General features: G+C 40.1%; 39 protein-coding genes and 1 riboswitch. Of the genes, 35 read left to right on the forward strand and 4 right to left on the reverse strand.

Annotated elements, in window-relative coordinates; genetic code table 11:
- Nucleotides 1-15: 15 nt before the first annotated feature.
- From AWM76_RS01930 to AWM76_RS01945, 4 genes are all read right to left on the reverse strand, one after another.
- Nucleotides 16-855: an energy-coupling factor transporter transmembrane component T family protein gene (locus AWM76_RS01930; RefSeq protein ID WP_004262525.1), complete on the reverse strand. Its 840-nt coding sequence runs from the start codon at nucleotides 853-855 to the stop codon at nucleotides 16-18.
- Nucleotides 848-2,650 (reverse strand): ABC transporter ATP-binding protein, encoded by a 1,803-nt coding sequence (locus tag AWM76_RS01935; RefSeq protein WP_004262527.1) that lies wholly within the window; start codon nucleotides 2,648-2,650, stop codon nucleotides 848-850. Before AWM76_RS01935 ends, AWM76_RS01930 begins: the two co-directional genes overlap by 8 nt.
- Nucleotides 2,651-2,665: 15 nt before the next feature.
- Entirely contained in the window at nucleotides 2,666-3,223 is a 558-nt protein-coding gene (locus AWM76_RS01940; protein WP_004262530.1) for an ECF-type riboflavin transporter substrate-binding protein, read from the reverse strand.
- Between the two features lie 74 nt (nucleotides 3,224-3,297).
- A complete protein-coding gene (locus AWM76_RS01945) occupies nucleotides 3,298-4,140 on the reverse strand; it encodes an SAM hydrolase/SAM-dependent halogenase family protein (RefSeq protein ID WP_004262533.1) in 843 nt (280 codons plus the stop codon).
- Between the two features lie 358 nt (nucleotides 4,141-4,498).
- On the opposite strand from AWM76_RS01945, the gene AWM76_RS01950 reads away from it, so the two are divergent.
- The 35 genes from AWM76_RS01950 (at nucleotide 4,499) to AWM76_RS02115 (ending at nucleotide 24,960) form a co-directional block, all read left to right on the forward strand.
- Nucleotides 4,499-4,906: an SseB family protein gene (locus AWM76_RS01950; RefSeq protein ID WP_106427317.1), complete on the forward strand. Its 408-nt coding sequence runs from the start codon at nucleotides 4,499-4,501 to the stop codon at nucleotides 4,904-4,906.
- 369 nt (nucleotides 4,907-5,275) lie between these two features.
- A complete protein-coding gene (rpsJ, locus tag AWM76_RS01955; RefSeq protein ID WP_016896561.1) occupies nucleotides 5,276-5,584 on the forward strand; it encodes a 30S ribosomal protein S10 in 309 nt (102 codons plus the stop codon).
- 68 nt (nucleotides 5,585-5,652) lie between these two features.
- Nucleotides 5,653-6,288, forward strand: coding sequence for a 50S ribosomal protein L3 (rplC, locus tag AWM76_RS01960; protein ID WP_004262542.1), 636 nt, complete (start codon nucleotides 5,653-5,655; stop codon nucleotides 6,286-6,288).
- Between the two features lie 23 nt (nucleotides 6,289-6,311).
- Nucleotides 6,312-6,935 (forward strand): 50S ribosomal protein L4, encoded by a 624-nt coding sequence (gene rplD, locus AWM76_RS01965; protein ID WP_004262544.1) that lies wholly within the window; start codon nucleotides 6,312-6,314, stop codon nucleotides 6,933-6,935.
- Entirely contained in the window at nucleotides 6,935-7,225 is a 291-nt protein-coding gene (rplW, locus tag AWM76_RS01970) for a 50S ribosomal protein L23 (protein ID WP_004262545.1), read from the forward strand. The genes rplD and rplW overlap by 1 nt, the downstream gene beginning before the upstream one ends.
- Nucleotides 7,226-7,246: 21 nt before the next feature.
- Nucleotides 7,247-8,080, forward strand: coding sequence for a 50S ribosomal protein L2 (gene rplB, locus AWM76_RS01975; protein ID WP_004262555.1), 834 nt, complete (start codon nucleotides 7,247-7,249; stop codon nucleotides 8,078-8,080).
- Between the two features lie 37 nt (nucleotides 8,081-8,117).
- On the forward strand, nucleotides 8,118-8,396 hold the full coding sequence (rpsS, locus tag AWM76_RS01980) for a 30S ribosomal protein S19 (protein WP_004262557.1): 279 nt from the start codon (nucleotides 8,118-8,120) through the stop codon (nucleotides 8,394-8,396).
- 21 nt (nucleotides 8,397-8,417) lie between these two features.
- Nucleotides 8,418-8,774: a 50S ribosomal protein L22 gene (rplV, locus tag AWM76_RS01985; protein ID WP_004262560.1), complete on the forward strand. Its 357-nt coding sequence runs from the start codon at nucleotides 8,418-8,420 to the stop codon at nucleotides 8,772-8,774.
- 3 nt (nucleotides 8,775-8,777) lie between these two features.
- Complete coding sequence (gene rpsC, locus AWM76_RS01990) at nucleotides 8,778-9,428, forward strand: 30S ribosomal protein S3 (protein WP_004262563.1); 651 nt, start codon at nucleotides 8,778-8,780, stop codon at nucleotides 9,426-9,428.
- Nucleotides 9,429-9,431: 3 nt separating this feature from the next.
- Nucleotides 9,432-9,860, forward strand: a complete 429-nt coding sequence (gene rplP / locus AWM76_RS01995) for a 50S ribosomal protein L16 (RefSeq protein ID WP_004262566.1) — start codon at nucleotides 9,432-9,434, stop codon at nucleotides 9,858-9,860.
- The gene (rpmC, locus tag AWM76_RS02000; protein ID WP_004262569.1) at nucleotides 9,853-10,044 is read left to right on the forward strand and encodes a 50S ribosomal protein L29; all 192 of its coding nucleotides are present in this window, start codon (nucleotides 9,853-9,855) and stop codon (nucleotides 10,042-10,044) included. Before rplP ends, rpmC begins: the two co-directional genes overlap by 8 nt.
- A 29-nt stretch (nucleotides 10,045-10,073) precedes the next feature.
- Nucleotides 10,074-10,337 carry a 30S ribosomal protein S17 gene (gene rpsQ, locus AWM76_RS02005; RefSeq protein ID WP_004262572.1) on the forward strand — a complete coding sequence of 88 codons (264 nt, stop codon included), beginning with the start codon at nucleotides 10,074-10,076 and terminating at the stop codon, nucleotides 10,335-10,337.
- A 27-nt stretch (nucleotides 10,338-10,364) separates the two neighbouring features.
- Nucleotides 10,365-10,733: a 50S ribosomal protein L14 gene (gene rplN / locus AWM76_RS02010; RefSeq protein ID WP_004262575.1), complete on the forward strand. Its 369-nt coding sequence runs from the start codon at nucleotides 10,365-10,367 to the stop codon at nucleotides 10,731-10,733.
- Nucleotides 10,734-10,765: 32 nt separating this feature from the next.
- Nucleotides 10,766-11,104, forward strand: coding sequence for a 50S ribosomal protein L24 (gene rplX / locus AWM76_RS02015; RefSeq protein WP_004262586.1), 339 nt, complete (start codon nucleotides 10,766-10,768; stop codon nucleotides 11,102-11,104).
- Nucleotides 11,104-11,646 carry a 50S ribosomal protein L5 gene (rplE, locus tag AWM76_RS02020; RefSeq protein ID WP_004262589.1) on the forward strand — a complete coding sequence of 181 codons (543 nt, stop codon included), beginning with the start codon at nucleotides 11,104-11,106 and terminating at the stop codon, nucleotides 11,644-11,646. The genes rplX and rplE overlap by 1 nt, the downstream gene beginning before the upstream one ends.
- A gap of 27 nt (nucleotides 11,647-11,673) precedes the next feature.
- Complete coding sequence (locus tag AWM76_RS02025; RefSeq protein WP_004262592.1) at nucleotides 11,674-11,859, forward strand: type Z 30S ribosomal protein S14; 186 nt, start codon at nucleotides 11,674-11,676, stop codon at nucleotides 11,857-11,859.
- Between the two features lie 36 nt (nucleotides 11,860-11,895).
- Complete coding sequence (rpsH, locus tag AWM76_RS02030) at nucleotides 11,896-12,294, forward strand: 30S ribosomal protein S8 (RefSeq protein WP_004262595.1); 399 nt, start codon at nucleotides 11,896-11,898, stop codon at nucleotides 12,292-12,294.
- A 49-nt stretch (nucleotides 12,295-12,343) separates the two neighbouring features.
- The gene (gene rplF / locus AWM76_RS02035; RefSeq protein ID WP_004262597.1) at nucleotides 12,344-12,880 is read left to right on the forward strand and encodes a 50S ribosomal protein L6; all 537 of its coding nucleotides are present in this window, start codon (nucleotides 12,344-12,346) and stop codon (nucleotides 12,878-12,880) included.
- Between the two features lie 92 nt (nucleotides 12,881-12,972).
- Nucleotides 12,973-13,338 carry a 50S ribosomal protein L18 gene (gene rplR, locus AWM76_RS02040; protein WP_004262598.1) on the forward strand — a complete coding sequence of 122 codons (366 nt, stop codon included), beginning with the start codon at nucleotides 12,973-12,975 and terminating at the stop codon, nucleotides 13,336-13,338.
- A gap of 21 nt (nucleotides 13,339-13,359) precedes the next feature.
- Nucleotides 13,360-13,872, forward strand: a complete 513-nt coding sequence (rpsE, locus tag AWM76_RS02045; protein ID WP_004262599.1) for a 30S ribosomal protein S5 — start codon at nucleotides 13,360-13,362, stop codon at nucleotides 13,870-13,872.
- Between the two features lie 13 nt (nucleotides 13,873-13,885).
- On the forward strand, nucleotides 13,886-14,065 hold the full coding sequence (gene rpmD / locus AWM76_RS02050) for a 50S ribosomal protein L30 (protein WP_004262600.1): 180 nt from the start codon (nucleotides 13,886-13,888) through the stop codon (nucleotides 14,063-14,065).
- 25 nt (nucleotides 14,066-14,090) lie between these two features.
- On the forward strand, nucleotides 14,091-14,531 hold the full coding sequence (gene rplO, locus AWM76_RS02055) for a 50S ribosomal protein L15 (RefSeq protein WP_004262601.1): 441 nt from the start codon (nucleotides 14,091-14,093) through the stop codon (nucleotides 14,529-14,531).
- Nucleotides 14,531-15,838, forward strand: a complete 1,308-nt coding sequence (gene secY / locus AWM76_RS02060; protein WP_004262602.1) for a preprotein translocase subunit SecY — start codon at nucleotides 14,531-14,533, stop codon at nucleotides 15,836-15,838. Before rplO ends, secY begins: the two co-directional genes overlap by 1 nt.
- 27 nt (nucleotides 15,839-15,865) lie before the next feature.
- Complete coding sequence (locus AWM76_RS02065) at nucleotides 15,866-16,513, forward strand: adenylate kinase (RefSeq protein WP_004262603.1); 648 nt, start codon at nucleotides 15,866-15,868, stop codon at nucleotides 16,511-16,513.
- Nucleotides 16,514-16,632: 119 nt separating this feature from the next.
- Nucleotides 16,633-16,851 (forward strand): translation initiation factor IF-1, encoded by a 219-nt coding sequence (gene infA, locus AWM76_RS02070; protein WP_004262604.1) that lies wholly within the window; start codon nucleotides 16,633-16,635, stop codon nucleotides 16,849-16,851.
- Between the two features lie 31 nt (nucleotides 16,852-16,882).
- Nucleotides 16,883-16,996, forward strand: coding sequence for a 50S ribosomal protein L36 (gene rpmJ / locus AWM76_RS10325; RefSeq protein ID WP_004262605.1), 114 nt, complete (start codon nucleotides 16,883-16,885; stop codon nucleotides 16,994-16,996).
- Nucleotides 16,997-17,028: 32 nt separating this feature from the next.
- Nucleotides 17,029-17,394 (forward strand): 30S ribosomal protein S13, encoded by a 366-nt coding sequence (rpsM, locus tag AWM76_RS02075; protein WP_004262607.1) that lies wholly within the window; start codon nucleotides 17,029-17,031, stop codon nucleotides 17,392-17,394.
- A gap of 23 nt (nucleotides 17,395-17,417) precedes the next feature.
- Nucleotides 17,418-17,807, forward strand: a complete 390-nt coding sequence (rpsK, locus tag AWM76_RS02080) for a 30S ribosomal protein S11 (RefSeq protein WP_004262610.1) — start codon at nucleotides 17,418-17,420, stop codon at nucleotides 17,805-17,807.
- A gap of 66 nt (nucleotides 17,808-17,873) precedes the next feature.
- Nucleotides 17,874-18,818 (forward strand): DNA-directed RNA polymerase subunit alpha, encoded by a 945-nt coding sequence (locus AWM76_RS02085; protein ID WP_004262612.1) that lies wholly within the window; start codon nucleotides 17,874-17,876, stop codon nucleotides 18,816-18,818.
- A gap of 25 nt (nucleotides 18,819-18,843) precedes the next feature.
- Entirely contained in the window at nucleotides 18,844-19,224 is a 381-nt protein-coding gene (rplQ, locus tag AWM76_RS02090; protein ID WP_004262615.1) for a 50S ribosomal protein L17, read from the forward strand.
- Between the two features lie 419 nt (nucleotides 19,225-19,643).
- On the forward strand, nucleotides 19,644-21,554 hold the full coding sequence (locus AWM76_RS02095; RefSeq protein WP_106427318.1) for an acyltransferase family protein: 1,911 nt from the start codon (nucleotides 19,644-19,646) through the stop codon (nucleotides 21,552-21,554).
- Between the two features lie 115 nt (nucleotides 21,555-21,669).
- Nucleotides 21,670-22,119, forward strand: coding sequence for an OsmC family protein (locus tag AWM76_RS02100; protein WP_004262620.1), 450 nt, complete (start codon nucleotides 21,670-21,672; stop codon nucleotides 22,117-22,119).
- Nucleotides 22,120-22,189: 70 nt separating this feature from the next.
- A riboswitch (FMN riboswitch) is annotated at nucleotides 22,190-22,315 on the forward strand.
- Nucleotides 22,316-22,435: 120 nt separating this feature from the next.
- A complete protein-coding gene (locus AWM76_RS02105; RefSeq protein ID WP_004262621.1) occupies nucleotides 22,436-23,278 on the forward strand; it encodes an energy-coupling factor ABC transporter ATP-binding protein in 843 nt (280 codons plus the stop codon).
- Nucleotides 23,254-24,168: an energy-coupling factor ABC transporter ATP-binding protein gene (locus tag AWM76_RS02110; protein ID WP_004262622.1), complete on the forward strand. Its 915-nt coding sequence runs from the start codon at nucleotides 23,254-23,256 to the stop codon at nucleotides 24,166-24,168. Before AWM76_RS02105 ends, AWM76_RS02110 begins: the two co-directional genes overlap by 25 nt.
- Nucleotides 24,169-24,171: 3 nt before the next feature.
- Nucleotides 24,172-24,960: an energy-coupling factor transporter transmembrane component T family protein gene (locus tag AWM76_RS02115; RefSeq protein ID WP_004262623.1), complete on the forward strand. Its 789-nt coding sequence runs from the start codon at nucleotides 24,172-24,174 to the stop codon at nucleotides 24,958-24,960.
- The last annotated feature ends 14 nt before the right edge of the window (nucleotides 24,961-24,974 follow it).

The following is a 24,974-nucleotide window of genomic DNA, read 5'->3' on the forward strand; positions in this document are numbered from 1 at the left end:
GGGCTACCTTTTTTGTTATTGAAATGGATTATAGAAACGACCACCATTGGTAAAGAATAGATATATACCAATCGCTACAATGATGACTGTCACAAACAGGGCAAGGAAATCCCCACGCTTGAAGGGGCGTGCGCTATACCATGTACGTCGATTTTCTTTACCAAAACGACGCAATTCCATCGATTGGCTAATCACTTCAATGCGGTCGAGACTAGAAAATATCAAAGGCATGATAACCTGAGCCGAACGCTTAATGCGTTGGAAAAAGGGCGCCTTTTTTGACATTTCAATCCCGCGCGCTTGTTGGCTTTGACGAACAGCAAAGAATTGACTTTGGATATCCGGAATATAGCGTAAGGCTAAGGCCACAGCATAAGCAATACGGTAGGAAACCCCAATCCGGTTTAAGGAAGAAGCAAACTCACTAGGGTTTGTCGTTAAGATAAAAATTAAAGCCAGGGGTATGGTCGAGAAATATTTAACAAACAGATTAAACTCATAGAATAGTTGTTCCTGAGTGATGGTATAACGACCAATACCTTCAGCAATCACCGTACGTGATCCATAGAGTTGAACCCCGTATTCTGGTTCGAAAATATAGATCGTAATTAGGTTCAAAATAGAGAAGAAGAGGATAAAGTAAATGACTGTATTCACTTCAGACCATCGAATCTTGGAAAGCCAAAAGAGTACAAGCGACAAAATACCCAAGCCAATCAGAAATCTTGTATCGTAGGATGTCATGGCAATAACCGAAAGGGTGATAAAGGCAATTAACTTGGTTGCACCAGATAAACGGTGAAGTGGCGTGTCATGGGCAATGTAGCCTAATGTTTGGGCTTGTGTTTTAGCCATAGTCAGTCACGCTTCTTTCTATACCTGCTGTCGTTGGGTTAACTGCTGGAAGATTTCGTTCAAAGCGAATGAAGGTATCAATAAAGTTTGTCGGTGCGATATTAGGCAATGTCTTGGCTAACTGATAAATGCTAGTCGGTGCCAAATGTGCTTGCTTCATCAAATATTCATTAGAAAGAACGGCAGAAGGTTTATCATCTGCTAGAATTTTTCCATCATGTAGTACGATGGTTCGATTAGAGTATTCCTGCATCAAATGCATATCGTGGGTAATCATCAATATGGTGATTCCTTCGCTAGCATTCAATTCTTGAATAAATGTCATCATATCCGTGTAGTGTTTATAATCTTGTCCAGCCGTAGGTTCATCCAAAATCAAGAGCTTTGGATTTAAGACTAGAATGCTTGCAATCGTCGCGCGTCTTTTTTGCCCATAAGATAGTGCCGAAATTGGCCAATTACGATAGGGATATAGACCACAAATGGTCAACGCATGACCCACACGTTCCTGTAAGGCCTCATCCGTTGCATACTGGTACAAACCGCGATTGATTAAACCCGCAGCCACCTCATCCGCCAGAATATTCTTTGAAATCATCAAATTTGGATTCTGCATGACATAGCCTATATTATCTGCAATTTCCTTAATCGATAGATTTGCCGCATCTTGACCGAACAAAGTAATTGTCCCCGCATCAGGACGCTCAAAACCACACAGCAGCTTAGCGAGCGTTGATTTGCCAGCCCCATTCGTGCCGACCAACGAAATGAGTTCCCCATCGTAGATTGTCAGATGCATATCGGAAATCAGAGGTGCATCTTGATAGCGAAAAGCAACATCATCGAGTTGAACAATTGGGGTCTGTTGGACATCTTGGCTCTTTTCAACCTGACTATCATACCAAGTCGTTAACTCCTGCGCCACCTTAGGCGTTACTAGGTCAGGTGTAAAGGCACCAAGGCGTTGAAATTGATCCAAGGAAACCCCAGCATAAGCAAAAGCATCCAAATAGAAGGGTTGACGAACTCCAATTTGGTCCAACAAATCAGAACGTAGCAACGCGTCAACGGACATATCGCCCACCAAATGGCCGTCTTCAATCACGATGACGCGATCAATATCAGCAATCAGGGTTTCCTCCAGACGATGCTCGATCACAATCGTCGTTAATTGTTCAGACGCATTTAGCTGACCAATGAGTGCCATGGTTGCTAAGCCCGATGCTGGGTCTTGATTAGCTAATGGTTCATCAAATAGGGCAATCGGTGATTCGTCAATTAAAACCCCACCAATAGATACCCGTTGTTTCTGCCCGCCTGACAAGGCTTGAGGTTTGGCATTTAATAAGTCATGAAGATCTAATGTAGTAGCCCAGGCATTTACCTTGTTTACCATTTCTCCTTGATCAACATAATCATTTTCTAAAGCAAAGGCTAGGTCTTCAGCTACTGTTAAGCCAACAAATTGACCATCGGTATCTTGCAAGACGGTACCAACTTGTAGTGAAAGGTCAAAAATTGACTGTCCTTTAATTGATTGCCCGTTAATAAAAATATCACCTGTGAAATCACCGTCAAAGGTATTGGGGATTTGCCCATTAATCATTTTTCCGATAGTGGATTTCCCAGAACCTGAAGGTCCGATAATAAGTACTTTCTCACCAGGATAAATGGCAAATGACAAATCGTGTAGATTTAAGTCCGCTTGACTCGCATAGCGAAAAGATACATTTTTAAATTCAATAGCCGGTGTGACATTCAAGTCCACCGGCTCTGTTGTAAATACGTTATTCATAATAAAAACTACTTTCTATTGTTGCTCTTTACGCAAACTTCCTGATTTCGTACGTGTAGAAGCATATCCTTTAAGTAACAATGTACCAATAATACCAACAGATAATGCGTTAACAAGTGCAGAAACACCACCTTGTAAGAAAACTTTGTTGGCAGGTTCAGAATAAATTAAAATGTCTAATACTGGTGCAATGACAACCCATGATAACACGTTCACGATAACTTGACCAATATTGAATTGAATTGCATCTTTCAGTGTAAAAATACCTTCGTTTACTTTTAAACGGCGACCTACGATACCAAAACCATAACCAGCAAAACTAGATGTTAGTACCCATGACCACCACAAACCGTATGTTAATAGGTCTTTGATAGCGTGACCGATTAAACCAATGAATAGACCAGCAAATGGTCCAAAGATAGTAGCCATTAAAGCTAAGAAGGGATAGGTTGTTTCAATACTTGTATTTGGAATACCAGTCGGGATAGATAGGAAGCGACCTAAGATAAAGAATACGGCTGCACCCACACCGATAGCAACTAGGGTTGTAATAGATGATTGTTTTTTATTCATTTTTATTCTCCTTTGAATGTTTCTTCTATATAATATAGGGTTTTACTTATGGTGATTTAAATGGAAAAATAGCTTTAAATTTTTCGAACTTCAATTTGCCAATCAATTCCGGTACCAACACCGTAAGTTTCAGCAAAGTTCTTTTGATTAATTGCGACACCTAGATTTAATAATGAATTGATATAACCGATTGGTTCACCAACAGACACGTCCGCAAATGAATGGCCAAATAGAATATAATTTTGATAATGTTTGATGCCGTTATGGTAAATGGTTACGCTGATCGTATCGCCGTTTTCAATCCCAGATGTTTTTAAGGTACTTGAAGGGATATTTGTCCACAGTGAACCAAAGCGGACGTCTAGTATATCGATAGTTCCGTAAATAGTGTTGTCAGCTAAACGCAAGTCGCCTAGTTTGAAGCTAGTCACCGTATCAGCAGTGATGTCATTTTTCAATTCGTCATAATAAGATGTGTCTTGTGCTAGTTTAGCACCGTTATAAACGTAAACGTCACGTCCATGGAAGGTATGTGATTCTTCAGAATGTGGTAAGCGGTTTTTAATTTCATCGATTTCTTTCACAGATTCAAGGCCGATGTGTTTAGCCACGTGTGTTAAGGTACCGTTGTCAGGCGTTACGATATAATGCCCTGAGTTAGTTTTCGCTACAACAGATTTACGTGCAGAACCAACACCAGGATCGACTACAGAAACGAAGACTGTATTTGCTGGCCAATATTTAATGGTTTGTAATAGGCGGTATGAAGCGGCGAAAATATCGTAAGTAGGAATCTCGTGGGTTAAATTGGCAATTGTTAAAGCTGGGTCTACTGTGTAAGCCACCCCGTACATTGCTGCTACCGCACCATCACCTAAACCAAAGTCAGTTTGTAATACTAAGAAACTATTCGTCATATCTGTATCCTCCAATGATATAATATCCTTTTATAGGCTTATCATACGCAACTTGTGGGCATTTAACAATCACTGTCAAATGAATTTCGCAGGATATAAGCTATCGCAAGTGATAGGTAAACTTGTTCGGTCCAAGTGGAGATATATGATTTTTGAACAGTCATTTGTTACAATAAACACCGAAAGCATAAATTCGCTATAATATAGAAGTAATCCTTATTTTAAAAAGCTGGTCCGGATTAGCTGACGACCATCTAAAGGAGAGAATGCTATTTTCCGAGAACTCAATAGCGAATAACAAATAAGAATGATTATACAGTTATTATATAGAAGAAAAATGAGAGGAAGGCAAGATTTAATGACGCAGCCATTCGGCAAGCAAAGTTTAATAGAAGTATTGACCGCATATAAGGCAGATCCCAATCCGTTAACAACGCTGGCTATGTTGACCACGATGGCGACCGCCCACTTATACGCTATCCAACTAGAGGGGGCATCAGCCGACAAAAGTATCTGGTTAACTTACGACAAAGAAAAGGGACAACGAGAGCTTGTGACTTTCACGGACAAAGATCAAGCTAGCCAATACGCATCTAAAGCAGATAATGTTTCGATTCAGCAAATGACTTTTAAACAGATTGCCTTGATGGTTTTAGCCAAAGACAACCCTATTGATAGCTTTATTGTCAATCCTTGGACCACCAAAGCAAAATTTAATCAAAGTATCATCGAAAAGGTATGGCAGTACGCGATAAAACATGTATAATATACCTATTGAAAGATGACACAGTAGGGCGCGTTGCTAAGAAATGGCGACCGCCTTGTAAAATGTTTCAAAATGATACACTAGGTAGCGTTGGCAATAACCGTCAAAAAAAGGCCTTTCATAAAGAAATGGCGAGAAATAAGAATTTTTTTTGAAGAAAGGCGAGAAAAAGCTTGCACTGCCTAGTTTAATTTTGTATACTAATTGGGTGCCGTTTTATACGGAACCACAGTATTTACGTGCAAACGTTGATACATCAATAAGCAGTGATGTATGAGGTTGCGACACACCCGGTAGCATTGCCATAAGGGTGGCCGGTAATTCATGCGGAGCAAGTCAAATTTAAAATATGACGAGGAGGAAAAAGTCATGGCAAAACAAAAAATTCGTATTCGTTTAAAAGCTTACGAACACCGTGCATTAGATCAATCAGCAGCTAAAATTGTTGATACTGCACAACGTACAGGAGCAGAAGTATCAGGTCCAATTCCATTGCCTACTGAACGCTCATTATTCACAGTAATCCGTGCAACACACAAATACAAGGATTCACGTGAACAATTCGAAATGCGTACGCACAAACGTTTAATCGACATCGTTAACCCAACACCAAAAACTGTTGATGCGTTAATGAAATTAGATTTACCATCAGGCGTAGACATCGAAATTAAATTATAATTCCAGAATCATCGCAACAAATTAGTTAACCCAATTATTAAATAAAAAAATTATACGGAGGTGTACTCATGACTAAAGGAATCTTAGGAAAAAAAGTAGGTATGACACAATTCTTTACAGAAACTGGTGAATTAGTACCAGTTACAGTTATCGAAGCACAACCAAACGTTGTTTTACAAGCTAAAACAAACGAAACTGATGGCTACGAAGCTATTCAAGTTGGTTTTGACAACAAACGTGAAGTATTGGCAAACAAACCTCACAAAGGTCATGTAGCAAAAGCAGAAACTACTCCTAAGCGCTTCATTAAAGAATTCAAAGATGTTGAGCTAGGAGATTACGAAGTTGGATCAGAAATCAAGGTTGATATCTTCCAAGCAGGAGACATCGTTGATGTTACGGGTACTTCAAAAGGTAAAGGATTCCAAGGTGCTATCAAGCGTCATGGTCAATCACGTGGGCCTATGTCACACGGTTCTCATTACCACCGCAGCCCAGGTTCAATGGGTATGGCGTCGGATGCTTCTAAAGTATTCAAGGGTAAAAACTTACCAGGACAAACTGGTGGTACTCAAATCACTATCCAAAACCTAGAAATCGTTAAAGTAGATGCAGAGCGCAACGTCATCTTAATCAAAGGTAACGTTCCAGGTGCTAAAAAATCTATGGTAACAATCAAATCTGCAGTTAAATCTGCTGAATAATACCAGGAAGGAGGAACAGTTTCATGGCAAACATTACATTATTTAAACAAGACGGTTCACAAGCTGGCGAAATCACATTAAACGATGAAGTCTTCGCAATCGAACCAAATGAAAATGCAATCTACGATGTAGTTATTATGCAACAAGCTTCATTACGTCAAGGTACTCACAAAGTTAAAGGACGTTCAGAAGTTAGCGGTGGTGGACGTAAACCATGGCGTCAAAAAGGTACAGGTCGTGCTCGTCAAGGTTCAATCCGCTCTCCACAATGGGTAGGCGGTGGCCGTGCATTCGGACCAACACCTCGTTCATATGCTTATAAATTACCTCGTAAAGTTCGTCGTTTAGCTTTACGCTCTGCATTATCTACTAAGGTAGCAGAAAACAACTTCATCGTTGTTGATGAATTAGCATTCGAAACACCAAAAACTAAATTATTCCAAGAAGTGTTGAATAACTTACAAGTTGAAAATAAAGTTTTAGTTGTAATCAACAAAGACAACGACAACGCACAATTATCAGCTCGTAACTTACCAAACGTAAAAGTAGTTGATGAAAACAACGTTAACGTATTCGACTTAGTTAACTCTGAAAAAGTCATCATTACAAAAGCAGCACTTTCTAACGTAGAGGAGGTACTAGCATAATGTTGGCACACGACGTAATCATTCGCCCAATCATCACTGAAGAATCAATGTTGAAAATGGACGAAAACAAATACACTTTTGAAGTAGCTGTTAAAGCGAACAAAACAGAAGTTAAACAAGCAATCGAAGAATTGTTCAACGTAGACGTGAAAAACGTAAACATCATGAACGTTCGCGGTAAATTAAAACGTATGGGACGTTTTGCTGGTTATACACGTAAACGCCGTAAAGCAATCGTAACCATCGCTGAAGGTCAATCAATCGAAATCTTCGGAAACGAAGCAGAATAATTAAGATAGGAGGAAATTCACGTGGCGATAAAAACATATAAAGCAACGACTAACGGTCGTCGTAACATGTCAGGTTCAGATTTCTCAGAAATCACTAAAACAACTCCTGAAAAAACATTGTTAGAATCACAAAGCAAACGTGCTGGTCGTAATAACAACGGTCGCATTACAGTTCGTCATCACGGTGGTGGACACAAACAAGCTTACCGTATCATCGACTTCAAACGTAATAAAGACAACGTTGAAGGTGTAGTGAAAGCTATTGAGTACGATCCAAACCGTTCAGCTAATATTGCATTAATCCACTATACAGATGGTATTAAAACTTACATCATCGCACCTAAAGGTTTACAAGTTGGTGCTCGTATTTCTTCTGGTGAAGCAGCAGATATCAAAGTTGGTAATGCATTACCATTGAAAAATATCCCAGTTGGTACTTTAGTACATAACATTGAAACTAAACCTGGTAAAGGTGGACAATTAGTTCGCTCTGCTGGTGCTAGCGCTCAAGTGTTAGGTAAAGAAGACAAATACGTATTGATTAAATTAACTTCTGGTGAAGTTCGTATGATCTTAGGTACTTGTCGTGCAACAATTGGTGCTGTTGGTAACGAACAACACAGCTTAATCAACGTAGGTAAAGCAGGACGCTCTCGTTGGGCAGGTAAACGTCCAACTGTTCGTGGATCTGTAATGAACCCTAACGATCACCCTCACGGTGGTGGTGAAGGTAAAGCTCCAGTCGGACGTCCAAGTCCAATGACTCCATGGGGTAAACCTGCACGTGGTATTAAGACTCGTGATAAGAACGCACGTAGCAATAAATTAATTGTACGTCGTCGTAACTCTAAGTAATCACATTAAATAGGATAGCGAAGGGAGCCAAATAAATATGAGCCGTAGCTTGAAAAAAGGACCTTTTTGTGATGACCATTTAATGAAAAAAGTGGTTGCACAACAAGACGCACAAAAGAAACAAGTAATCAAAACATGGTCACGCCGTTCAACAATTTTCCCTAACTTTGTTGGGTTAACAATTGCTGTATACGATGGCCGCAAACATGTACCAGTTTATATCCAAGAAGATATGGTAGGTCACAAATTAGGTGAATTCGTACCAACTCGTACATATAAAGGACATGGCGCTGACGACAAGACAACTCGTCGTTAATCTGAGAGGAGGAAATAAAGAATGGCAGAACAAATTACATCTGCAAAAGCAACTGCAAACACAGTTCGCGTTTCTGCTCGTAAAGCACGTTTAGTTGTTGACTTAATCCGCAACAAAACTGTCGGTGAAGCTATTGCAATCTTAAAAAACACTCCTCGTTCAGCATCTCCTGCTGTAGAGAAAGTGTTAATGTCTGCAATTGCAAACGCAGAGCACAACTTTGGCTTAGAGCCAGCTAACTTAGTAGTAAGCGAAGCATTCGTAAACGAAGGACCAACGATGAAACGTTTCCGTCCACGTGCGAAAGGTTCAGCTTCTAGAATCAACAAACGTACAAGCCACATTACAGTGGTAGTAAAAACAGCAGAGGAGGCATAATTAATGGGACAAAAGATTAATCCTATCGGTATGCGTATCGGCGTCATCAAAGATTGGGACGCTCGTTGGTATGCAGAAAAAGACTTTGCAGATACTTTACACGAAGACTTACATATCCGCGAATACATCGCTGAAACATTAAAAGATGCTTCTGTATCTCAAGTTGAAATTGAACGTGCTGCAAACAAAGTTAACGTAAACATCCACACTGCTAAACCAGGTATGGTTATCGGTAAAGGTGGTTCTGAAGTTGACGCATTACGTAAAACTTTAAACAACCGTACAGGTAAAAAAGTACACATCAACATTGTAGAAATTAAAAAACCTGAATTAGACGCTAAATTAGTTGGTGAGTCAATCGCTCAACAATTAGAAAACCGTGTAGCTTTCCGTCGTGCGCAAAAACAAGCAATCCAACGCACAATGAAATCAGGAGCTAAAGGTATCAAAGTTCAAATCTCAGGTCGTTTGAATGGTGCCGACATGGCGCGTTCAGAAACTCAAGTAGAAGGAACAGTTCCATTGCATACATTGCGTGCGGACATCGACTACTCATGGGAAGAAGCCGACACTACTTACGGTAAGATCGGTATCAAAACATGGGTATGCCGTGGTGAAATCCTTCCAACAAAAAATATTCAAGGGGAGGCTTAAAACATGTTAGTACCTAAACGTGTAAAACACAGACGTGAATTCCGTGGTAAAATGCGTGGCGAAGCTAAAGGCGGAAAAGAAATTGCATACGGTGAATTCGGTTTGCAAGCATTAGATTCAGCATGGATCACTAACCGTCAAATTGAAGCATCTCGTATTGCCATGACACGTTACATGAAACGTGGTGGGAAAGTATGGATTAAAATCTTCCCACATAAATCTTATACAGCTAAAGCAATTGGTGTTCGTATGGGTTCTGGTAAAGGTGCTCCAGAAGGTTGGGTATCTCCAGTAAAACGCGGTAAAATCTTATTTGAAGTTGCCGGTGTTCCAGAAGAAGTAGCTAAAGAAGCATTGCGTTTAGCATCTCACAAATTACCTATTCGTACTAAAATCGTAAAACGTGAAATTGGTGGTGAATCTAATGACTAAATTTACAGATATTAAAGATCTTTCCACTGCTGAACTTACTGCTAAAGAACAAGAATATCGTCAAGAATTATTCAACTTACGATTCCAATTGGCAACTGGTCAATTAGAAAACACAGCTCGTATTAAAGCTGTTCGTAAAGATATCGCACGTGTTAAAACTGCGTTACGTAATCAAGAAGCGTAAGAAAATTCAGTAAAGGAGGAAACCTGTCCATGGAAGAACGTAATAACCGTAAAGTGTTACAAGGCCGTGTTGTTTCTGACAAAATGGAGAAAACAATCACAGTCCAAGTTGATACTTTCAAATTCCATCCAACATATGGTAAACGTATCAAATATTCTAAGAAATACAAAGCACATGATGAAAACAATTCAGCAAAAATGGGTGACATCGTCCGCATCGCGGAAACTCGTCCATTGTCAAAAGACAAATACTTCCGTCTTGTTGAAATCGTTGAAGAATCAATCATTATCTAATAACAACTGGAAGGAGGTACTCTATAAATGATTCAATCAGAAACTCGTTTAAAAGTAGCAGATAACTCAGGCGCGCGTGAAGTCCTAACAATTAAAGTATTAGGCGGATCTGGCCGTAAAACTGCAAACATTGGTGATGTTATCGTGGCAACTGTTAAAAATGCAACACCAGGTGGAGTTGTCAAAAAAGGTGATGTAGTTAAAGCAGTTATCGTTCGTACTAAGAGCGGCGTTCGTCGTCCAGATGGTTCATACATCAAATTCGACGAAAATGCATGTGTAATTATTCGTGACGATAAATCTCCTCGTGGAACACGTATCTTTGGTCCAGTTGCACGTGAATTACGTGACAACAACTATATGCGTATTATTTCATTAGCTCCAGAAGTAATCTAAAATCTGAAGAAAATAAGGAGGTGCCCGTTTAAATGAAAGTAAAAGCAAATGACACAGTTATCGTTATTGCCGGTAAAGACAAAGGCAAACAAGGTCGTGTAAAACAAGCTTTGCCAAAAGCTGACAAAGTTGTTGTTGAAGGTGTTAACATCGTTAAAAAACATCAACGTCCAACTCAAATGAACCCTCAAGGCGGTATCATCGAAGTTGAAGCACCTATTCATGTATCTAACGTACAACTAGTAGACCCTAAAACAGGCGAAGCAACACGTGTAGGTTACCAAGAGCAAGATGGTAAACGTGTTCGCGTAGCGAAAAAATCAGGCGAAGTAATCGCTGAAGCAGTATCAGGAGAGGAGGACGCTGAATAATGGCTAATCGTTTACAAGAAAAATATAAAAATGAAGTAGTACCATCAATGGTTGAAAAATTTAACTATAGCTCAATCATGCAAGCACCTAAATTAGATAAAATCGTTATCAACATGGGTGTTGGTGATGCAGTATCTAACGCGAAAAACTTAGAAAACGCTGTTGAAGAATTAACATTAATTGCTGGTCAAAAACCAGTTGTTACAACTGCTAAGAAATCAATCGCTGGTTTCCGTTTACGTGAAGGTATGCCAATCGGTACTAAAGTTACTTTACGTGGCGAACGTATGTATGAATTCTTCGACAAATTAGTAACAGTTTCACTACCTCGTGTACGTGACTTCCGTGGTATCAGCAACCGCTCATTCGATGGTCGTGGTAACTACACATTAGGTATCCGTGAACAATTGATTTTCCCAGAAATCGACTTTGATAAAGTATCTAAAGTACGTGGTATGGATATCGTAATTGTTACAACTGCTAATTCAGACGAAGAATCATTAGAATTATTAACTCAACTAGGAATGCCATTCCAAAAATAATAAAGTCTTGAAGGAGGCGTGAGTAATTTGGCAAAAAAATCAATGATCGAAAAGAACAAGAAACCAGCTAAATATTCTACTCAAGAATATACTCGTTGTGAACGTTGTGGACGCCCACATTCAGTTTACCGTAAATTTAAATTATGCCGTATTTGCCTTCGTGAACTTGCCTATAAAGGGGAAATTCCTGGAGTCAAAAAAGCAAGCTGGTAAATTTCTGGTAATTAAGTAAAGGAGGGTGTACTCGTAATGGTCATGACTGATCCAATTGCGGACTTTTTAACTCGTATTCGTAACGCCAACATGGTGCGCCACGAATCATTCGAAAGTCCATCATCAAAAATCAAAGAAAATATTGCTGCTATCCTTAAAGAAGAAGGATATATCAAAGATTACGAAATCATCGAAGATGATAAACAAAACGTTATCCGTGTATTCATGAAATACACAAGCGATAACCAACGAGTAATCACAAACTTAAAACGTATCTCTAAACCAGGTTTACGTGTATACGCGAAAAGTGATCAAATTCCTAAAGTTTTAAATGGCTTAGGTACTGCATTAATTTCAACATCTGAAGGTGTTATCACTGATAAAGCAGCCCGTGCTAAAAACATCGGTGGCGAAGTTTTAGCTTACATTTGGTAATAAATAACAAAAATTAAAAAACAAAATTGAAAGGCAGGTGCAGTCTAGAATGAGTCGTATTGGTAATAAAATTATCGAGATTCCTAGTAACGTAACCGTAGAAAAAGCTGGTTCAACTATCACTGTTAAAGGCCCTAAAGGCGAATTATCACGTGAGTTCAACCCTGTAATTGATATTCAAATCGGGGAGAAAGAAATCACATTCACTCGTCCGAATGACCACAAAGAAGTACGTTCTATCCACGGAACTACTCGTGCATTAGTAAACAACATGGTTATTGGTGTTTCTGAAGGATTCGAGAAGAAACTTGAAATGACTGGTGTTGGTTACCGTGCACAATTAGCAGGTAATAAATTAACTATCAATGTTGGTTTATCTCACCCTGTTGAATTTGTAGCACCAGAAGGCATCGAAATCGAAGTGCCAACTAACACTACAATCAACATCAAAGGTATCAACAAAGAAGTTGTTGGTGAATTAGCAGCGAATATCCGTTCAACTCGTTTACCAGAACCATACAAAGGTAAAGGTATTCACTATGTTGGCGAACACATTCGTCGTAAAGAAGGTAAAACTGGTAAATAATTGTAATTCTTTACAATTATTTCCTTTTACTTGTATCCAAATTATTTATAAAATGAGGGTGACGAGGTCATCCTTACAAATCTAACAAAGAGGTGACTATTTTGATCAGCAAACCAGATAAAAATAAATTACGTCAAAAACGCCACGCGCGTGTTCGTAGCAACATTTCTGGAACAGCAGAGTGCCCACGCTTGAACGTATTCCGTTCTAACAAACACATCTACGCTCAATTAATTGATGACGTAGCGGGTGTTACTGTAGCGAGTGCCTCTACAAACGAAGAAACATTATCTGCCGCAACTAAAACCGAAAGTGCAGCATTAGTTGGTAAAGCTATCGCTGAACGCGGTGTAGCAGCAGGCGTTAAAGTTGTAAAATTTGACCGTGGTGGCTACCAATATCACGGACGTGTACAAGCTTTAGCAGATGCAGCTCGTGAAAACGGCTTAGAATTTTAGGAAAAGGAGGAAGCCAAGAACATGACAAACACATTTCAAGAATTAAACATTAACGAAAACGACCTTGAAGAACGCGTTGTTGCCATTAACCGTGTTGCTAAAACCGTTAAAGGTGGACGTCGTATGAACTTCGGTGCCGTTGTTGTTGTCGGTGATAGAAATGGCCATGTTGGTCTAGGTACTGGTAAAGCTGCCGAAGTACCAGAAGCAATCCGCAAAGCGGTTGAAGATGGTAAGAAAAACTTAATTACTATACCTCGTGCAGGATCAACTGTTCCTCATGAAGTTATCGGTAAATTTAACGGTGGACACGTATTACTTAAACCAGCTCAAGCCGGTTCAGGTATCGCTGCTGGTGGTCCAGTTCGTGCCGTAGTCGAATTAGGTGGTATCGCAGATATTACTTCTAAATCACTAGGTTCTAACTCACCAATCAACATTGTACGTGCTACTTTAGAAGCAATTAAATCATTAAAATCTCCAGAAGATGTCGCTGCATTACGTGGTAAATCTGTGGAAGAATTATTAGGTTAAGGGGGAAATTCGAATGACTGAAGTAAAAATTACTTTAAAACGCAGTTTAATTGGACGTCCTCAAGACCAAATTAAAACAGCTCAAGCATTAGGGTTAACAAAAGTTGGTAAAACAGTTGTTAAAACTCGTAACGAGGCAATCAACGGTATGATTACTAAAATTGCTCACTTAGTAGTTGTTGAAGAAGCATAATCTAGAATAGGAGGTGCCTAACAGGATGAAATTACATGAATTACAACCTTCAGAAGGATCTCGTCACACACGTCACCGTGTAGGTCGTGGTGCAAGTTCTGGTTGGGGTAAACTATCAAAACGTGGACAAAAAGGTCAAAAAGCTCGTTCAGGTGGTGGTGTACGTCTAGGTTTCGAAGGTGGACAAACACCATTGTTCCGTCGTATTCCAAAACGTGGTTTTACAAACATCAACCGTAAAGAATATGCGATCATCAATCTTGATGACTTAAACGTATTTGAAGATGGTGCTGTTGTAGCCGCTGCTGACTTAATCGAAGCAGGCTTAGTTAAAAAAGAAAAATCTGGTATCAAAGTTTTAGGTAATGGTGAATTAGAACGCAAACTAACCGTTAAAGCAGCTAAATTCTCAGCATCAGCTAAAGAAGCTATTGAGGCCGCTGGGGGTTCAATCGAGGTGATCTAATGTTTCAAATACTGAAAAATGGATTTCAGGATAAGGATATTAGAAGCCGCGTGGCATTCACAGCAATCATGTTGATTGTATTCCGTATCGGGGCTAGCATAACTGTCCCGGGCGTGAATGCTGCAGGAATTCAAGGGTTAGCTGAATCTGGTTTATTCAGCCTACTAAACACTCTTGGTGGGGGAGCACTTTCGAGCTACTCCATCTTTTCATTGGGTGTTTCACCGTATATAACCGCATCTATTATTATTCAACTATTGCAGATGGAGATTATACCTTCATTTACAGAGTGGTCTAAACAGGGTGAAGTTGGTCGTCGTAAGTTAAATCGATGGACTAGATACTTTGCTGTAGCGATTGGCTTTTTTCAAGCTTTAGCTATTTCAATAGGATTTAATTCATTGTCATCGCTAGGATTAATTGATAATCCAGGTTTTGTAACTTACTTACTGATTGCTTTATTCATGACTGCTGGATCTATGTTTGTTGTCTGGATTGGTGAGCAAATCACTGAATATGGAATAGGTAATGGTACTTCAATCATTATCTTTGCTGGTATTCTAGCGCAAATCCCCTCAGAGTTAACGTCTTACTATCAAAATAACATTGTAGATGCTACTAGCAGTGAATTAAATCAACAATTGATATATGCAGGACTATTTGTTCTTGTATTTATCCTATTAATTATGTTCGTCATTTTCATGAGTCAAGCGGAACGTCAAATCCCCGTACGTTATTCAAAACGTGCGAATTCGGCATCGCAAAAGTCTCATTTACCATTAAAGATTAACTCAGCAGGTGTTATTCCCGTTATCTTCGCGTCATCATTAATCATGGTGCCACAAACGGTACTCGGACTATTTGCCGCTGATTATAGTGATGTTTCTTGGTATCAAATATTGTCAACAATCTTTAATTTGGAAAAACCAGCGGGTATTGCTATTTACGCAATTGTCATTATTTTGTTCACATTCTTCTATGCACATATTCAGATTAACCCTGAACGTGCTGCAGAAAACTTGCAAAAAGCTGGTGGATATATTCCAAGTATCCGGCCAGGTTTAGCAACTAAAGAATATTTACAAAAAATGTTAAATCGTTTAAGTACAGTAGGCTCACTATTCTTGATGGGTGTAGCAGTTCTACCTTTACTAGGGGCATACTTCTTTGATATGCCACAATCAATTGCTTTAGGTGGTACAAGCTTACTAATCGTTGTTGGTGTTGCTTTAGATACAGCAAAACAAATTGAAGGACGTACAATTAAACGTCAATACGTTGGCTTTATTCATGATAAAAAAGACTAATGCGTAACGTGCTTGGGGAGGACAATTATGAATATTATTTTAATGGGCTTGCCTGGTGCCGGTAAAGGTACTCAAGCAGCTAAAATCGTTGAAGATTACAAATTTCCACATATTTCTACTGGAGATATGTTTAGATCAGCAATCGCTGAAGGAACTGAATTAGGAAAAAAAGCTAAATTATTCATGGATGATGGTGCATTAGTTCCTGATGAAGTAACGAATGGTATTGTTGAAGAAAGACTTCAAAAAGAAGATACACAAGCTGGCTTTATGCTAGACGGTTTTCCAAGAACTGAAGCGCAAGCTAAAGAGCTTGGCGGTATCATGACTCGCTTAGATCGCGACATTGATGCAGTTATCTACTTAGACGTGCCAGCAGAAACGTTGAAAGAACGTTTATCAGGACGAATCATTTGTCGTAACTGTGGCGCAACATACCACAAAGTTTTGAACAAACCAAAAGTAGACGGCGTATGCGATGTTTGCGGAAGCCATGATTTCTACCAACGTGAAGACGATAAACCTGAAGTTGTTGAAAACAGATTAAAAGTTAATCAAGAACAACAACAACCAATCTTAGACTTCTATGAAGGTCAAGGAAAGCTTTATCGCATTCCTGGTGATATCGGTATTGACAATGTTTACGCTGAGATCCAAAAGATTTTAGATAAATAAATTTTGTTGCTTTAAGTCGCTAATTATGGTAAGATATTCGGGTTGACTGAACATTTCGTATTTCTATCCTACAATCAATTAGTGATTAAACGAAACAACCACCATTAGGAGGAAAAACTTTGTCAAAAGAAGATATGATCGAAATTGAAGGTACTGTTACTGAAACATTACCTAATGCTATGTTTAAGGTCCAATTGGAAAATGGTTATGAGGTTTTAGCGCATATTTCAGGAAAAATGCGTGTAAACTACATTCGTATTTTGCCAGGTGACCGTGTAAAAGTTGAGATGTCTCCATATGACTTGACGAAAGGTCGTATCACCTACCGATTCAAGTAATGTAGAGATATATAATCGAGGAGGTATAACTGTGAAAGTAAGAGCATCTGTTAAACCAATGTGCGAACATTGTAAAGTTATTCGCCGTAACGGTAAAGTTATGGTTATTTGTTCTAATCCAAAACATAAACAACGCCAAGGCTAATTAAAGATAAATAAAAAGGAGGGTTTTCATATATGGCTCGTATAGCAGGAGTAGATATTCCACGTGAGAAACGTATCGTTATTGCCTTAACATACATCTATGGTATCGGTAAAACGACTTCTCAAAAAATCTTAGCGCAAGCTGAAATTTCAGAAGATACTCGTGTACGTGACTTAACTAACGATGAGTTAGATCGTTTACGTGCAGCAGTAGATACAATTAAAGTTGAAGGCGACTTACGTCGTGAACGTGCTTTAGACATCAAACGTCTACAAGAAATCGGTTCATACCGTGGTATCCGTCACCGTCGTGGTTTACCAGTTCGTGGTCAAAACACTAAGAACAACGCACGTACGCGTAAAGGTAAAGCTGTCGCAATTCAAGGTAAGAAAAAATAATCTAAAAGGAGGTTAATTACACTATGGCTAAACGTCCAGTTTCACGCAAACGTCGTGTGAAGAAAAATGTCGAAACAGGTGTGGCGCACATCCACTCTACATTTAACAATACTATCGTTATGATTACTGATGAGCATGGTAATGCAATTTCTTGGTCATCTGCAGGTGCTTTAGGATTTAAAGGTTCTCGTAAATCTACTCCTTACGCTGCACAAATGGCTTCAGAAACAGCTACAAAAGCTGCTATGGATCACGGTATGAAATCTGTTGAAGTTTCAGTAAAAGGCCCTGGTTCAGGTCGTGAATCAGCTATCCGTGCTTTACAAGCAGCAGGTTTAGAAGTTACTGCTATTCGCGATGTAACACCTATTCCTCATAATGGTTGCCGTCCTCCAAAACGTCGTCGTGTTTAATCGATTGATGAACTTGGATATGCGATGATACATTTTCTCACGTTTTGAAAGGGGTAATTTGTCGATATGATCGAAATTGAAAAGCCAAATATTGAGACAATTGAAATTAACGACGATAGTAAATTTGGTAAATTCGTTGTAGAACCATTAGAACGCGGCTATGGAACAACCCTAGGTAATTCATTACGTCGTATCTTGTTGTCCTCACTACCAGGTACAGCTGTTACATCAATCCAAATTGACGATGTTTTGCATGAATACTCAACAGTCCCAGGTGTACGTGAAGACGTTACTGAGATTGTGTTGAACGTAAAACAATTATCATTGAAATTGTATGACGTAGAAGAAAAACAAGTAGAAATTGACATCACAGGTCCAGCTGACGTAACAGCTGCTGATATTATTGCCGATGCTGATTTCGATGTTATGAATCCAGACTTACATATCTGTACGCTTGCAGAAGGCGCTCGTTTCCACATGATTATGAATGTTAAAAACGGTCGTGGTTTTGTACGCTCAGAAAATAATAAAGTGGATTCAATGCCAATTGGCGAAATCCCAGTGGATTCTATCTACACACCAATTTCCAAAGTAAACTATCAAGTTGAAAATACTCGTATCGGAGAAATCAACGAATACGATAAATTAACTATGGATATTTGGACTGATGGTACAATTTCACCCGAAGAAGCATTAAGCTTAGCGGCAAAAATCATGACAGAACACTTGGAAGTATTCGTTAACTTAACAGACGAAGCTCGTCAAGTTGAAGTTATGGTCGAAAAAGAAGAAACACAAAAAGAAAAAATGCTTGAAATGACTATTGAAGAACTAGACTTATCAGTTCGTTCATACAACTGTTTAAAACGTGCAGGCATCAATACTGTTGAAGAATTGACTAACAAATCTGAACCAGAAATGATGAAAGTACGTAACTTAGGTCGTAAGTCTCTTGAAGAGGTTAAAAACAAGCTAGCTGCTCTTGACTTATCTTTACGTCAAGAAGATTAATAAATCATAAAGGAGGATACTGACAATGGGTTACCGTAAATTAGGTCGTACTAGCTCTCAACGTAAAGCTATGTTACGTGACTTAACTACTGATTTAATTATCAATGAACGTATTACTACAACAGAAACTCGTGCGAAAGAGATCCGTCGTACAGCTGAAAAAATGATTACTTTAGGTAAACGTGGAGATTTAGCTGCTCGCCGTCAAGCGAACCAATTTGTTCGTAACGAAATCGCCGATGTTCGCGCTGAAGGTGAAGACATCGTTATCGAGTCTGCTTTACAAAAATTATTCAACGATCTTGGTCCTCGTTACGCTGAACGTCAAGGTGGATACACTCGTATCTTAAAAACTGAACCTCGTCGTGGCGATGCTGCACCAATGGTTATTCTTGAATTAGTTTAATAAAAACTTTTAGTGATGTATAAAACGGAGTGTCATGATGGTGGTTATATCTTGTATAGCCGAGTCTAGCTCTATCTACTCCTAGCGTGATGAAGTTCGCTAGGAGTGGAATATATCCATAAGTCTTATGAATAAATCAAGGCCAATTCATTTAGGTGAAAAATTGGTTCGGCATATGTGTTGTTTAACCAACAGGTGTTTGGTAGCATATATGCTTTTTTATTTTCTAAAGTGGTTGGGGCTAGGGCTCAACCACTTTTTTGGTTGTTTGGACGGTATTTGTCGGGCAAGACTTTGGGAAATTTCAAAATTAATGTTCTCATTTTTCCATACTATCGATATAATATATGTATTATAATTGCGTAAACTGTCTCAAGCATTGGCAATTGCGTGCTTGGCAATTTAGAGAGGCGAGGGTAATGAAAAAAAACTACTTTACACAGTTTGATACAATTCGATTCTTAGCAATGCTAGGTATTATTTTATACCACTATCTAACCCACCGTGTTTCAGGTGGTTTCTTAGGGGTGGACATCTTTTTGGTCCTTTCAGGTTACCTAGTGACGAGTCAGATGGAAAGTAAATACCAAGCGGGCATTGATGAAGGATCCTATTTTAAGAAAACGTGGGGGCGTATGCGCAAGGTATGGTGGCCCATGGTCATTATTACCATGGTTGGCCTTACCTATCTACTCTTATTTAGACAGCAACTCCTAGTAAATATTGGGATTAACCTATCCACCTCCCTATTATTCGTGAATAACTGGCATCAGATTCTATCTGGGTCGTCCTATTTTGCCAATATGTTACACCCATCCTTGACCACTCATTATTGGTATATAGCTGTTTACATGCAGTTTATGGTCATTTGGCCACTATTCTTCAAGGTTAGTCGACGCTTCACCAAGACCAAATGGCAATCCGGTTTGGTCATGCTCGCTGCCGCGCTTTTGTCAGGAATTTTGATGGCGATAATCTTCACACCTGGTGAAGACCCATCAAGAGTTTACTACGGTACGGATACTAGATTCTTCTCTATCGCTCTTGGTGGGGCTGCTGCCCAATTGTTGGATATGGACCAGCTGGCTACTTGGTTGAAGGATCGTATTGGTCGCTTTCACCACTTTATTGTTGATGTGGTGTTGTTGGGCTTATTGGCTATACTCACTTACGGGATGCTCCACATGCTTGATGCAGCGACATTCACCTATTATGGCGGAATGTTTGGCTTTAATTTATTAGCTGCTGTAATGATTGCCTTGTTGACTTATAAAGGCTCTTGGGTTGGTTTTCTATTGAAATTTAAACCCTTGCGGTGGTTAGGCCAACGTACATTCCATATGTATTTATGGTATTATCCAATCAATGTGCTGTTTCATATGGTACCAACCAGTCAGAATTGGTTTACCAACAGTATTTGGCCTCAAGTCATTTTAATCATCATCCTGTCTTGTTTATCTTATGCCTTGCTAGAGGAAAAAAGATGGCCGGTGCCAATTTTTAATGAAGTCCGAAATAATCAACCCGTCCGTCTATTTACCAAGGTACGTAACTTGTTTAAAGAGCCGGCACCCTGGTTGACCCGCATTTTATTCTTAGTGTTTACCTTCATATTCCTTGGTGGTGCAAGTGCTGTTGCAATTTCTAAACCAGCAGATAATGTGACTGTAGAAGAACAGCAAGCAGCTGAGCAGGCAAAGAAGATTGAAGAACTGAATAAACAAAGGGCTGAGCAAGAAAAACAAGCTGACGCTAGTCTTTCAACTTATAAAAAGAACTTAAGTGAGGCATCATTAGGATTTTACCAAGGTATTCCTGATGAGCAAGCTCGCTTTGCGTATCAGCTATCTGTGACTTTCATTGGTGATTCCTTAATGGTGGGCGAATCAGAAGGTTTGTATACTTTGTATCCTAATGCAATTGTGGACGCTGCGGTTGGCCGCCAGTTATATACCTTAATTGGCTATCCAGCTAGCTTGGACGCGCAGGGTATGCTAAAAGATGTCGTTTTGGTTGACCTAGGAGCCAACGGTGGCTTTACGTCAGCTCAATTGTCTGACTTCTTAGATGAGATTGGACGGGACAAGACGATTTTTCTAGTGAATACGCATGTTGACCGCCCTTGGGCAGATGATGTCAATAAGACGTTAGCTGAAGCGGCCAGTGACGATAATGATACCATCCACTTATTGGACTGGCATGAATACTATAGTAACCACGAGGAAGCATCCACTTGGTTGAGCCAAGACGGGGTACACTTTAATCCTGAGGGTGGGCAAGTGTGGTTACAATTTGTGACAAATGGCATGTATCAAGTCTTGAAAAAATAATATTGAATTGAAAGGCAATTGCAAGATTTATATGCAATTGCCTTTTTTACTAGGAATATTAAGGGTATAATGGCCCATATAAAAGCATAATTAAGAGGATGGAGGCAATGCGCATATGGGTGAGGATAAATTGTTGTATACGACACGGGTACATAATGATCAAGGACTTAAGGGAACGGCCTGGGTTGAAGGGGATAATGCGTTGCGGGTCCAAACGTCAAGTCCTTTGAAAGTTGATGAGCCTGGGACTAACCCAGAACAACTGATCGCCTTATCATGGGCGACGTGCTTGAATGCGACCATCGAAATTGCTTTAAACCGACACGGTATCAAGGGTGTGGCCAGTGAAGTTGTCGTTCAAGTGGACTATAAATTAAATCAGGAAACGACCATTACTTATTTTGATTTTAAAGTAGATGTCTACCTCGATTTACCACGTGACCAGGCGGAAGCAATAGTCTATGAGGCAGAAGGACGGTGTCCGGTATCTCAAATCATCGGTGACTATGCTTATAAGGAAATGGTGATTCACACTAACGATCATGGGGATGACATAAAGGGATAAGGTGTCTTGACATCTGATCATTGCTTTTAATGGTGGATTTTAGTAGACTAAACTAAGTGAAAAACAAATGAAATGTCTTCAGGGCAGGGTGCGAGTCCCGATCGGCGGTAAAGTCCGCGAAATACCAGCTGCAATAGGTGATTGAACTAGTGGAATTCTAGTACCGACTGTTACAGTCAGGATGGAAGAAGCGTATAGCAGGATGAACGAGACGGCGAAGCAAGTGGTTAGCTGGATTTGGGCTTCTTTGACAAACTCTTCCAAGTAACATTGGAGGAGTTTTTTCTTAAATATTTAAAGTGAGCGAGGGAACAAGATGGCGAAACCGATTATTCAGGTTCAAGATTTGTCTTTTCAATATAGTCAATCAGATGAGAAGTTAGCTATAGATGGCCTATCAACGACTATCTATGAAGGTGAATGGTTAGCGATAATTGGCCATAATGGGTCGGGGAAATCAACCTTTTCAAAATTATTAGTGGGCTTATTGGAAGCCAAGTCAGGAACCATTCAGGTGGACGATAAGGTCCTTTCTATGGAGACCTTATGGGATATCCGTAGTCAAGTGGGGCTAGTCTTTCAAAATCCAGACAACCAATTTGTTGGGGCAACGGTTGAAGATGATGTGGCTTTTGCCTTGGAAAATATGGGCATGCCAGTTGATGAGATGCATGCCCGTGTTGAGTATGCCTTGAAACGGGTTAAAATGTGGGACTATCGCGACAAGGAGCCAGCAGCCTTATCAGGTGGTCAAAAACAACGAGTAGCTATTGCGGGTGTGATTGCTGTGGCACCGAAAATCATTATTTTAGATGAATCGACTTCAATGTTAGATCCTGAAGGTCGTGACGAATTGATGGCAGTTGTGGCGGATATCAAACAAGATAATGCCCTGACGGTGATTTCGATTACCCATGATTTAAACGAGGCGGCGGAAGCTGACCGGATGCTAGTCTTTAAAGAGGGGCAAATTATTAAAGAGGGTACGCCAGCTGAAATCTTTACTTACGGGAATGAGTTAACTGAGATTGGTTTGGATGTGCCTTTTTCCGAGCAACTAAAAAGCGCCCTTGCTAAACGCGGGGTGGCTGTGCCGGATGCATATTTTGATGAAGAAGGGTTGGGTGAATGGTTATGCAAATCGCATTTGAACAAGTAGGCTTTACTTACGGGGCGGGGACACCGTTCGCCAGTTTAGCCTTGCATGATATTAACGTGACGATTCCAGACGGTTCATATACGGCGATTATTGGTCATACAGGGTCAGGAAAGTCTACCATTACCCAACACCTTAACGCCTTGGTACAACCCACTGTAGGCCAAGTACGGATTGGTGAGACGGTGGTGTCAGCTGACTCTAAGCCAAAAGACTTGAAGAAAATCCGCCAACGAGTAGGAATGGTCTTCCAATTTCCTGAAGGACAACTATTTGAAGAAACGGTCATTAAAGATGTAATGTTCGGGCCTATGAATTTTGGCGACGATGAAGCGACAGCCCGCGAGAAAGCTGAAGCAGCCTTAGCAGCAGTGGGGATTGCCCCGACTTTATTTGAGCGGTCACCTTTTGAGTTATCTGGTGGGCAAATGCGTCGGGTAGCCATTGCTGGGGTGATTGCCATGAAACCGGAAGTATTGGTATTAGATGAGCCAACTGCTGGACTAGATCCAAAAGGTAGGATGGCAATGATGTCTATGTTCGACCGCTTGTACCGAGACCAAGGGTTGACGATTGTTTTAGTGACCCATCAAATGGAAGATGTGGCAACTTATGCCAACCACGTGATTGTGATGGATGGTGGGACTTGTGTGAAAGAAGGGGCACCGGCTGAAGTATTTGCAGACCCTGCTTGGTTAGCCAGCCACCAATTGGCTTTGCCGGATGCAGCTGACTTTGCTTTCGACTTACAAAATAAATTACAACGTTCACTTTGGGACAATGAGATAGAAGTCCCCTTAACTGTCGATGCTTTGGCTGATTTGATTGTAGACCGATTAGATTTACCAACAAGCGTCAATTCGGCTGCCAACACTAAGGAAGGAGACCAATAATAAATGAAAGATAAATTGATTATTGGCCGGTATATTCCCGGTAATTCCTTAATGCACAAGTTAGATCCTCGTGTAAAACTAGTTGGTTTAATTGTCATGATGTTATTAGTCTTTGCAGCAACCAATTTAACAACGAACTTAATCATGATTGCAGTGGTTACGAGTTTGGTCTTTTTAACTGGGATTTCTTTAGGGATATTTTTACGTGGTTTAAAACCCATGATTGCTATTATCATTTTTACGGTAGCCCTACAAATCCTCTTTACGCATACTGGGGACGTCCTGTGGTCATTTGGGCCACTAGCCCTAACAACTGGTGGTTTATCCAATGCGGCCTATATTTTTGTCCGCTTCCTATTGATTATTTTCCTATCGACGATTTTGACTTTGACTACTCAACCCCTGGCTATTACCGATGCCATGGAATCCTTGTTGAAGCCTGTTCGTAACATTTTGCCAGTCCATGAGATTGCCTTGATGTTGTCGATTGCCTTGCGATTTGTTCCAACCCTACTTGAAGAAGCGGATAAGATCATGAACGCACAGCGGGCACGTGGTGTGGACTTTTCAGAAGGCAACATCCTTGAGCGGGTGAAAGCCTTTATTCCAGTCCTCATTCCCTTATTCATTTCGGCCTTTAACCGGGCTTATGACCTAGCCACTGCCATGGAAGCGCGTGGTTACAAGGGCGGTGAAGGGCGGACCAAGTACCGTCAATTGCATTGGGGCAGAATAGATACCCTTGCCAGTATCGGTCTTGCTGTTTTGACCCTCGTCATGATTATCTTATAGCCACTAGAAGGAGG

It is taken from the genome of Aerococcus viridans (assembly GCF_001543285.1).
Classification (GTDB): Bacteria; Bacillota; Bacilli; order Lactobacillales; family Aerococcaceae; genus Aerococcus; species Aerococcus viridans.

What these genes read in the sequence shown, in the direction of transcription:
- AWM76_RS01930 (WP_004262525.1), bottom strand. Translation starts at nt 855, where the DNA reads ATGGCTAAAACACAAGCCCAAACATTAGGCTACATTGCCCATGACACG.
- AWM76_RS01935 (WP_004262527.1), bottom strand. Translation starts at nt 2,650, where the DNA reads ATGAATAACGTATTTACAACAGAGCCGGTGGACTTGAATGTCACACCG.
- AWM76_RS01940 (WP_004262530.1), bottom strand. Translation starts at nt 3,223, where the DNA reads ATGAATAAAAAACAATCATCTATTACAACCCTAGTTGCTATCGGTGTG.
- AWM76_RS01945 (WP_004262533.1), bottom strand. Translation starts at nt 4,140, where the DNA reads ATGACGAATAGTTTCTTAGTATTACAAACTGACTTTGGTTTAGGTGAT.
- AWM76_RS01950 (WP_106427317.1), top strand. Translation starts at nt 4,499, where the DNA reads ATGACGCAGCCATTCGGCAAGCAAAGTTTAATAGAAGTATTGACCGCA.
- rpsJ (WP_016896561.1), top strand. Translation starts at nt 5,276, where the DNA reads ATGGCAAAACAAAAAATTCGTATTCGTTTAAAAGCTTACGAACACCGT.
- rplC (WP_004262542.1), top strand. Translation starts at nt 5,653, where the DNA reads ATGACTAAAGGAATCTTAGGAAAAAAAGTAGGTATGACACAATTCTTT.
- rplD (WP_004262544.1), top strand. Translation starts at nt 6,312, where the DNA reads ATGGCAAACATTACATTATTTAAACAAGACGGTTCACAAGCTGGCGAA.
- rplW (WP_004262545.1), top strand. Translation starts at nt 6,935, where the DNA reads ATGTTGGCACACGACGTAATCATTCGCCCAATCATCACTGAAGAATCA.
- rpsS (WP_004262557.1), top strand. Translation starts at nt 8,118, where the DNA reads ATGAGCCGTAGCTTGAAAAAAGGACCTTTTTGTGATGACCATTTAATG.
- rplV (WP_004262560.1), top strand. Translation starts at nt 8,418, where the DNA reads ATGGCAGAACAAATTACATCTGCAAAAGCAACTGCAAACACAGTTCGC.
- rpsC (WP_004262563.1), top strand. Translation starts at nt 8,778, where the DNA reads ATGGGACAAAAGATTAATCCTATCGGTATGCGTATCGGCGTCATCAAA.
- rplP (WP_004262566.1), top strand. Translation starts at nt 9,432, where the DNA reads ATGTTAGTACCTAAACGTGTAAAACACAGACGTGAATTCCGTGGTAAA.
- rpmC (WP_004262569.1), top strand. Translation starts at nt 9,853, where the DNA reads ATGACTAAATTTACAGATATTAAAGATCTTTCCACTGCTGAACTTACT.
- rpsQ (WP_004262572.1), top strand. Translation starts at nt 10,074, where the DNA reads ATGGAAGAACGTAATAACCGTAAAGTGTTACAAGGCCGTGTTGTTTCT.
- rplN (WP_004262575.1), top strand. Translation starts at nt 10,365, where the DNA reads ATGATTCAATCAGAAACTCGTTTAAAAGTAGCAGATAACTCAGGCGCG.
- rplX (WP_004262586.1), top strand. Translation starts at nt 10,766, where the DNA reads ATGAAAGTAAAAGCAAATGACACAGTTATCGTTATTGCCGGTAAAGAC.
- rplE (WP_004262589.1), top strand. Translation starts at nt 11,104, where the DNA reads ATGGCTAATCGTTTACAAGAAAAATATAAAAATGAAGTAGTACCATCA.
- rpsH (WP_004262595.1), top strand. Translation starts at nt 11,896, where the DNA reads ATGGTCATGACTGATCCAATTGCGGACTTTTTAACTCGTATTCGTAAC.
- rplF (WP_004262597.1), top strand. Translation starts at nt 12,344, where the DNA reads ATGAGTCGTATTGGTAATAAAATTATCGAGATTCCTAGTAACGTAACC.
- rpsE (WP_004262599.1), top strand. Translation starts at nt 13,360, where the DNA reads ATGACAAACACATTTCAAGAATTAAACATTAACGAAAACGACCTTGAA.
- rpmD (WP_004262600.1), top strand. Translation starts at nt 13,886, where the DNA reads ATGACTGAAGTAAAAATTACTTTAAAACGCAGTTTAATTGGACGTCCT.
- rplO (WP_004262601.1), top strand. Translation starts at nt 14,091, where the DNA reads ATGAAATTACATGAATTACAACCTTCAGAAGGATCTCGTCACACACGT.
- secY (WP_004262602.1), top strand. Translation starts at nt 14,531, where the DNA reads ATGTTTCAAATACTGAAAAATGGATTTCAGGATAAGGATATTAGAAGC.
- AWM76_RS02065 (WP_004262603.1), top strand. Translation starts at nt 15,866, where the DNA reads ATGAATATTATTTTAATGGGCTTGCCTGGTGCCGGTAAAGGTACTCAA.
- rpsM (WP_004262607.1), top strand. Translation starts at nt 17,029, where the DNA reads ATGGCTCGTATAGCAGGAGTAGATATTCCACGTGAGAAACGTATCGTT.
- rpsK (WP_004262610.1), top strand. Translation starts at nt 17,418, where the DNA reads ATGGCTAAACGTCCAGTTTCACGCAAACGTCGTGTGAAGAAAAATGTC.
- AWM76_RS02085 (WP_004262612.1), top strand. Translation starts at nt 17,874, where the DNA reads ATGATCGAAATTGAAAAGCCAAATATTGAGACAATTGAAATTAACGAC.
- rplQ (WP_004262615.1), top strand. Translation starts at nt 18,844, where the DNA reads ATGGGTTACCGTAAATTAGGTCGTACTAGCTCTCAACGTAAAGCTATG.
- AWM76_RS02095 (WP_106427318.1), top strand. Translation starts at nt 19,644, where the DNA reads ATGAAAAAAAACTACTTTACACAGTTTGATACAATTCGATTCTTAGCA.
- AWM76_RS02100 (WP_004262620.1), top strand. Translation starts at nt 21,670, where the DNA reads ATGGGTGAGGATAAATTGTTGTATACGACACGGGTACATAATGATCAA.
- AWM76_RS02105 (WP_004262621.1), top strand. Translation starts at nt 22,436, where the DNA reads ATGGCGAAACCGATTATTCAGGTTCAAGATTTGTCTTTTCAATATAGT.
- AWM76_RS02110 (WP_004262622.1), top strand. Translation starts at nt 23,254, where the DNA reads ATGCAAATCGCATTTGAACAAGTAGGCTTTACTTACGGGGCGGGGACA.
- AWM76_RS02115 (WP_004262623.1), top strand. Translation starts at nt 24,172, where the DNA reads ATGAAAGATAAATTGATTATTGGCCGGTATATTCCCGGTAATTCCTTA.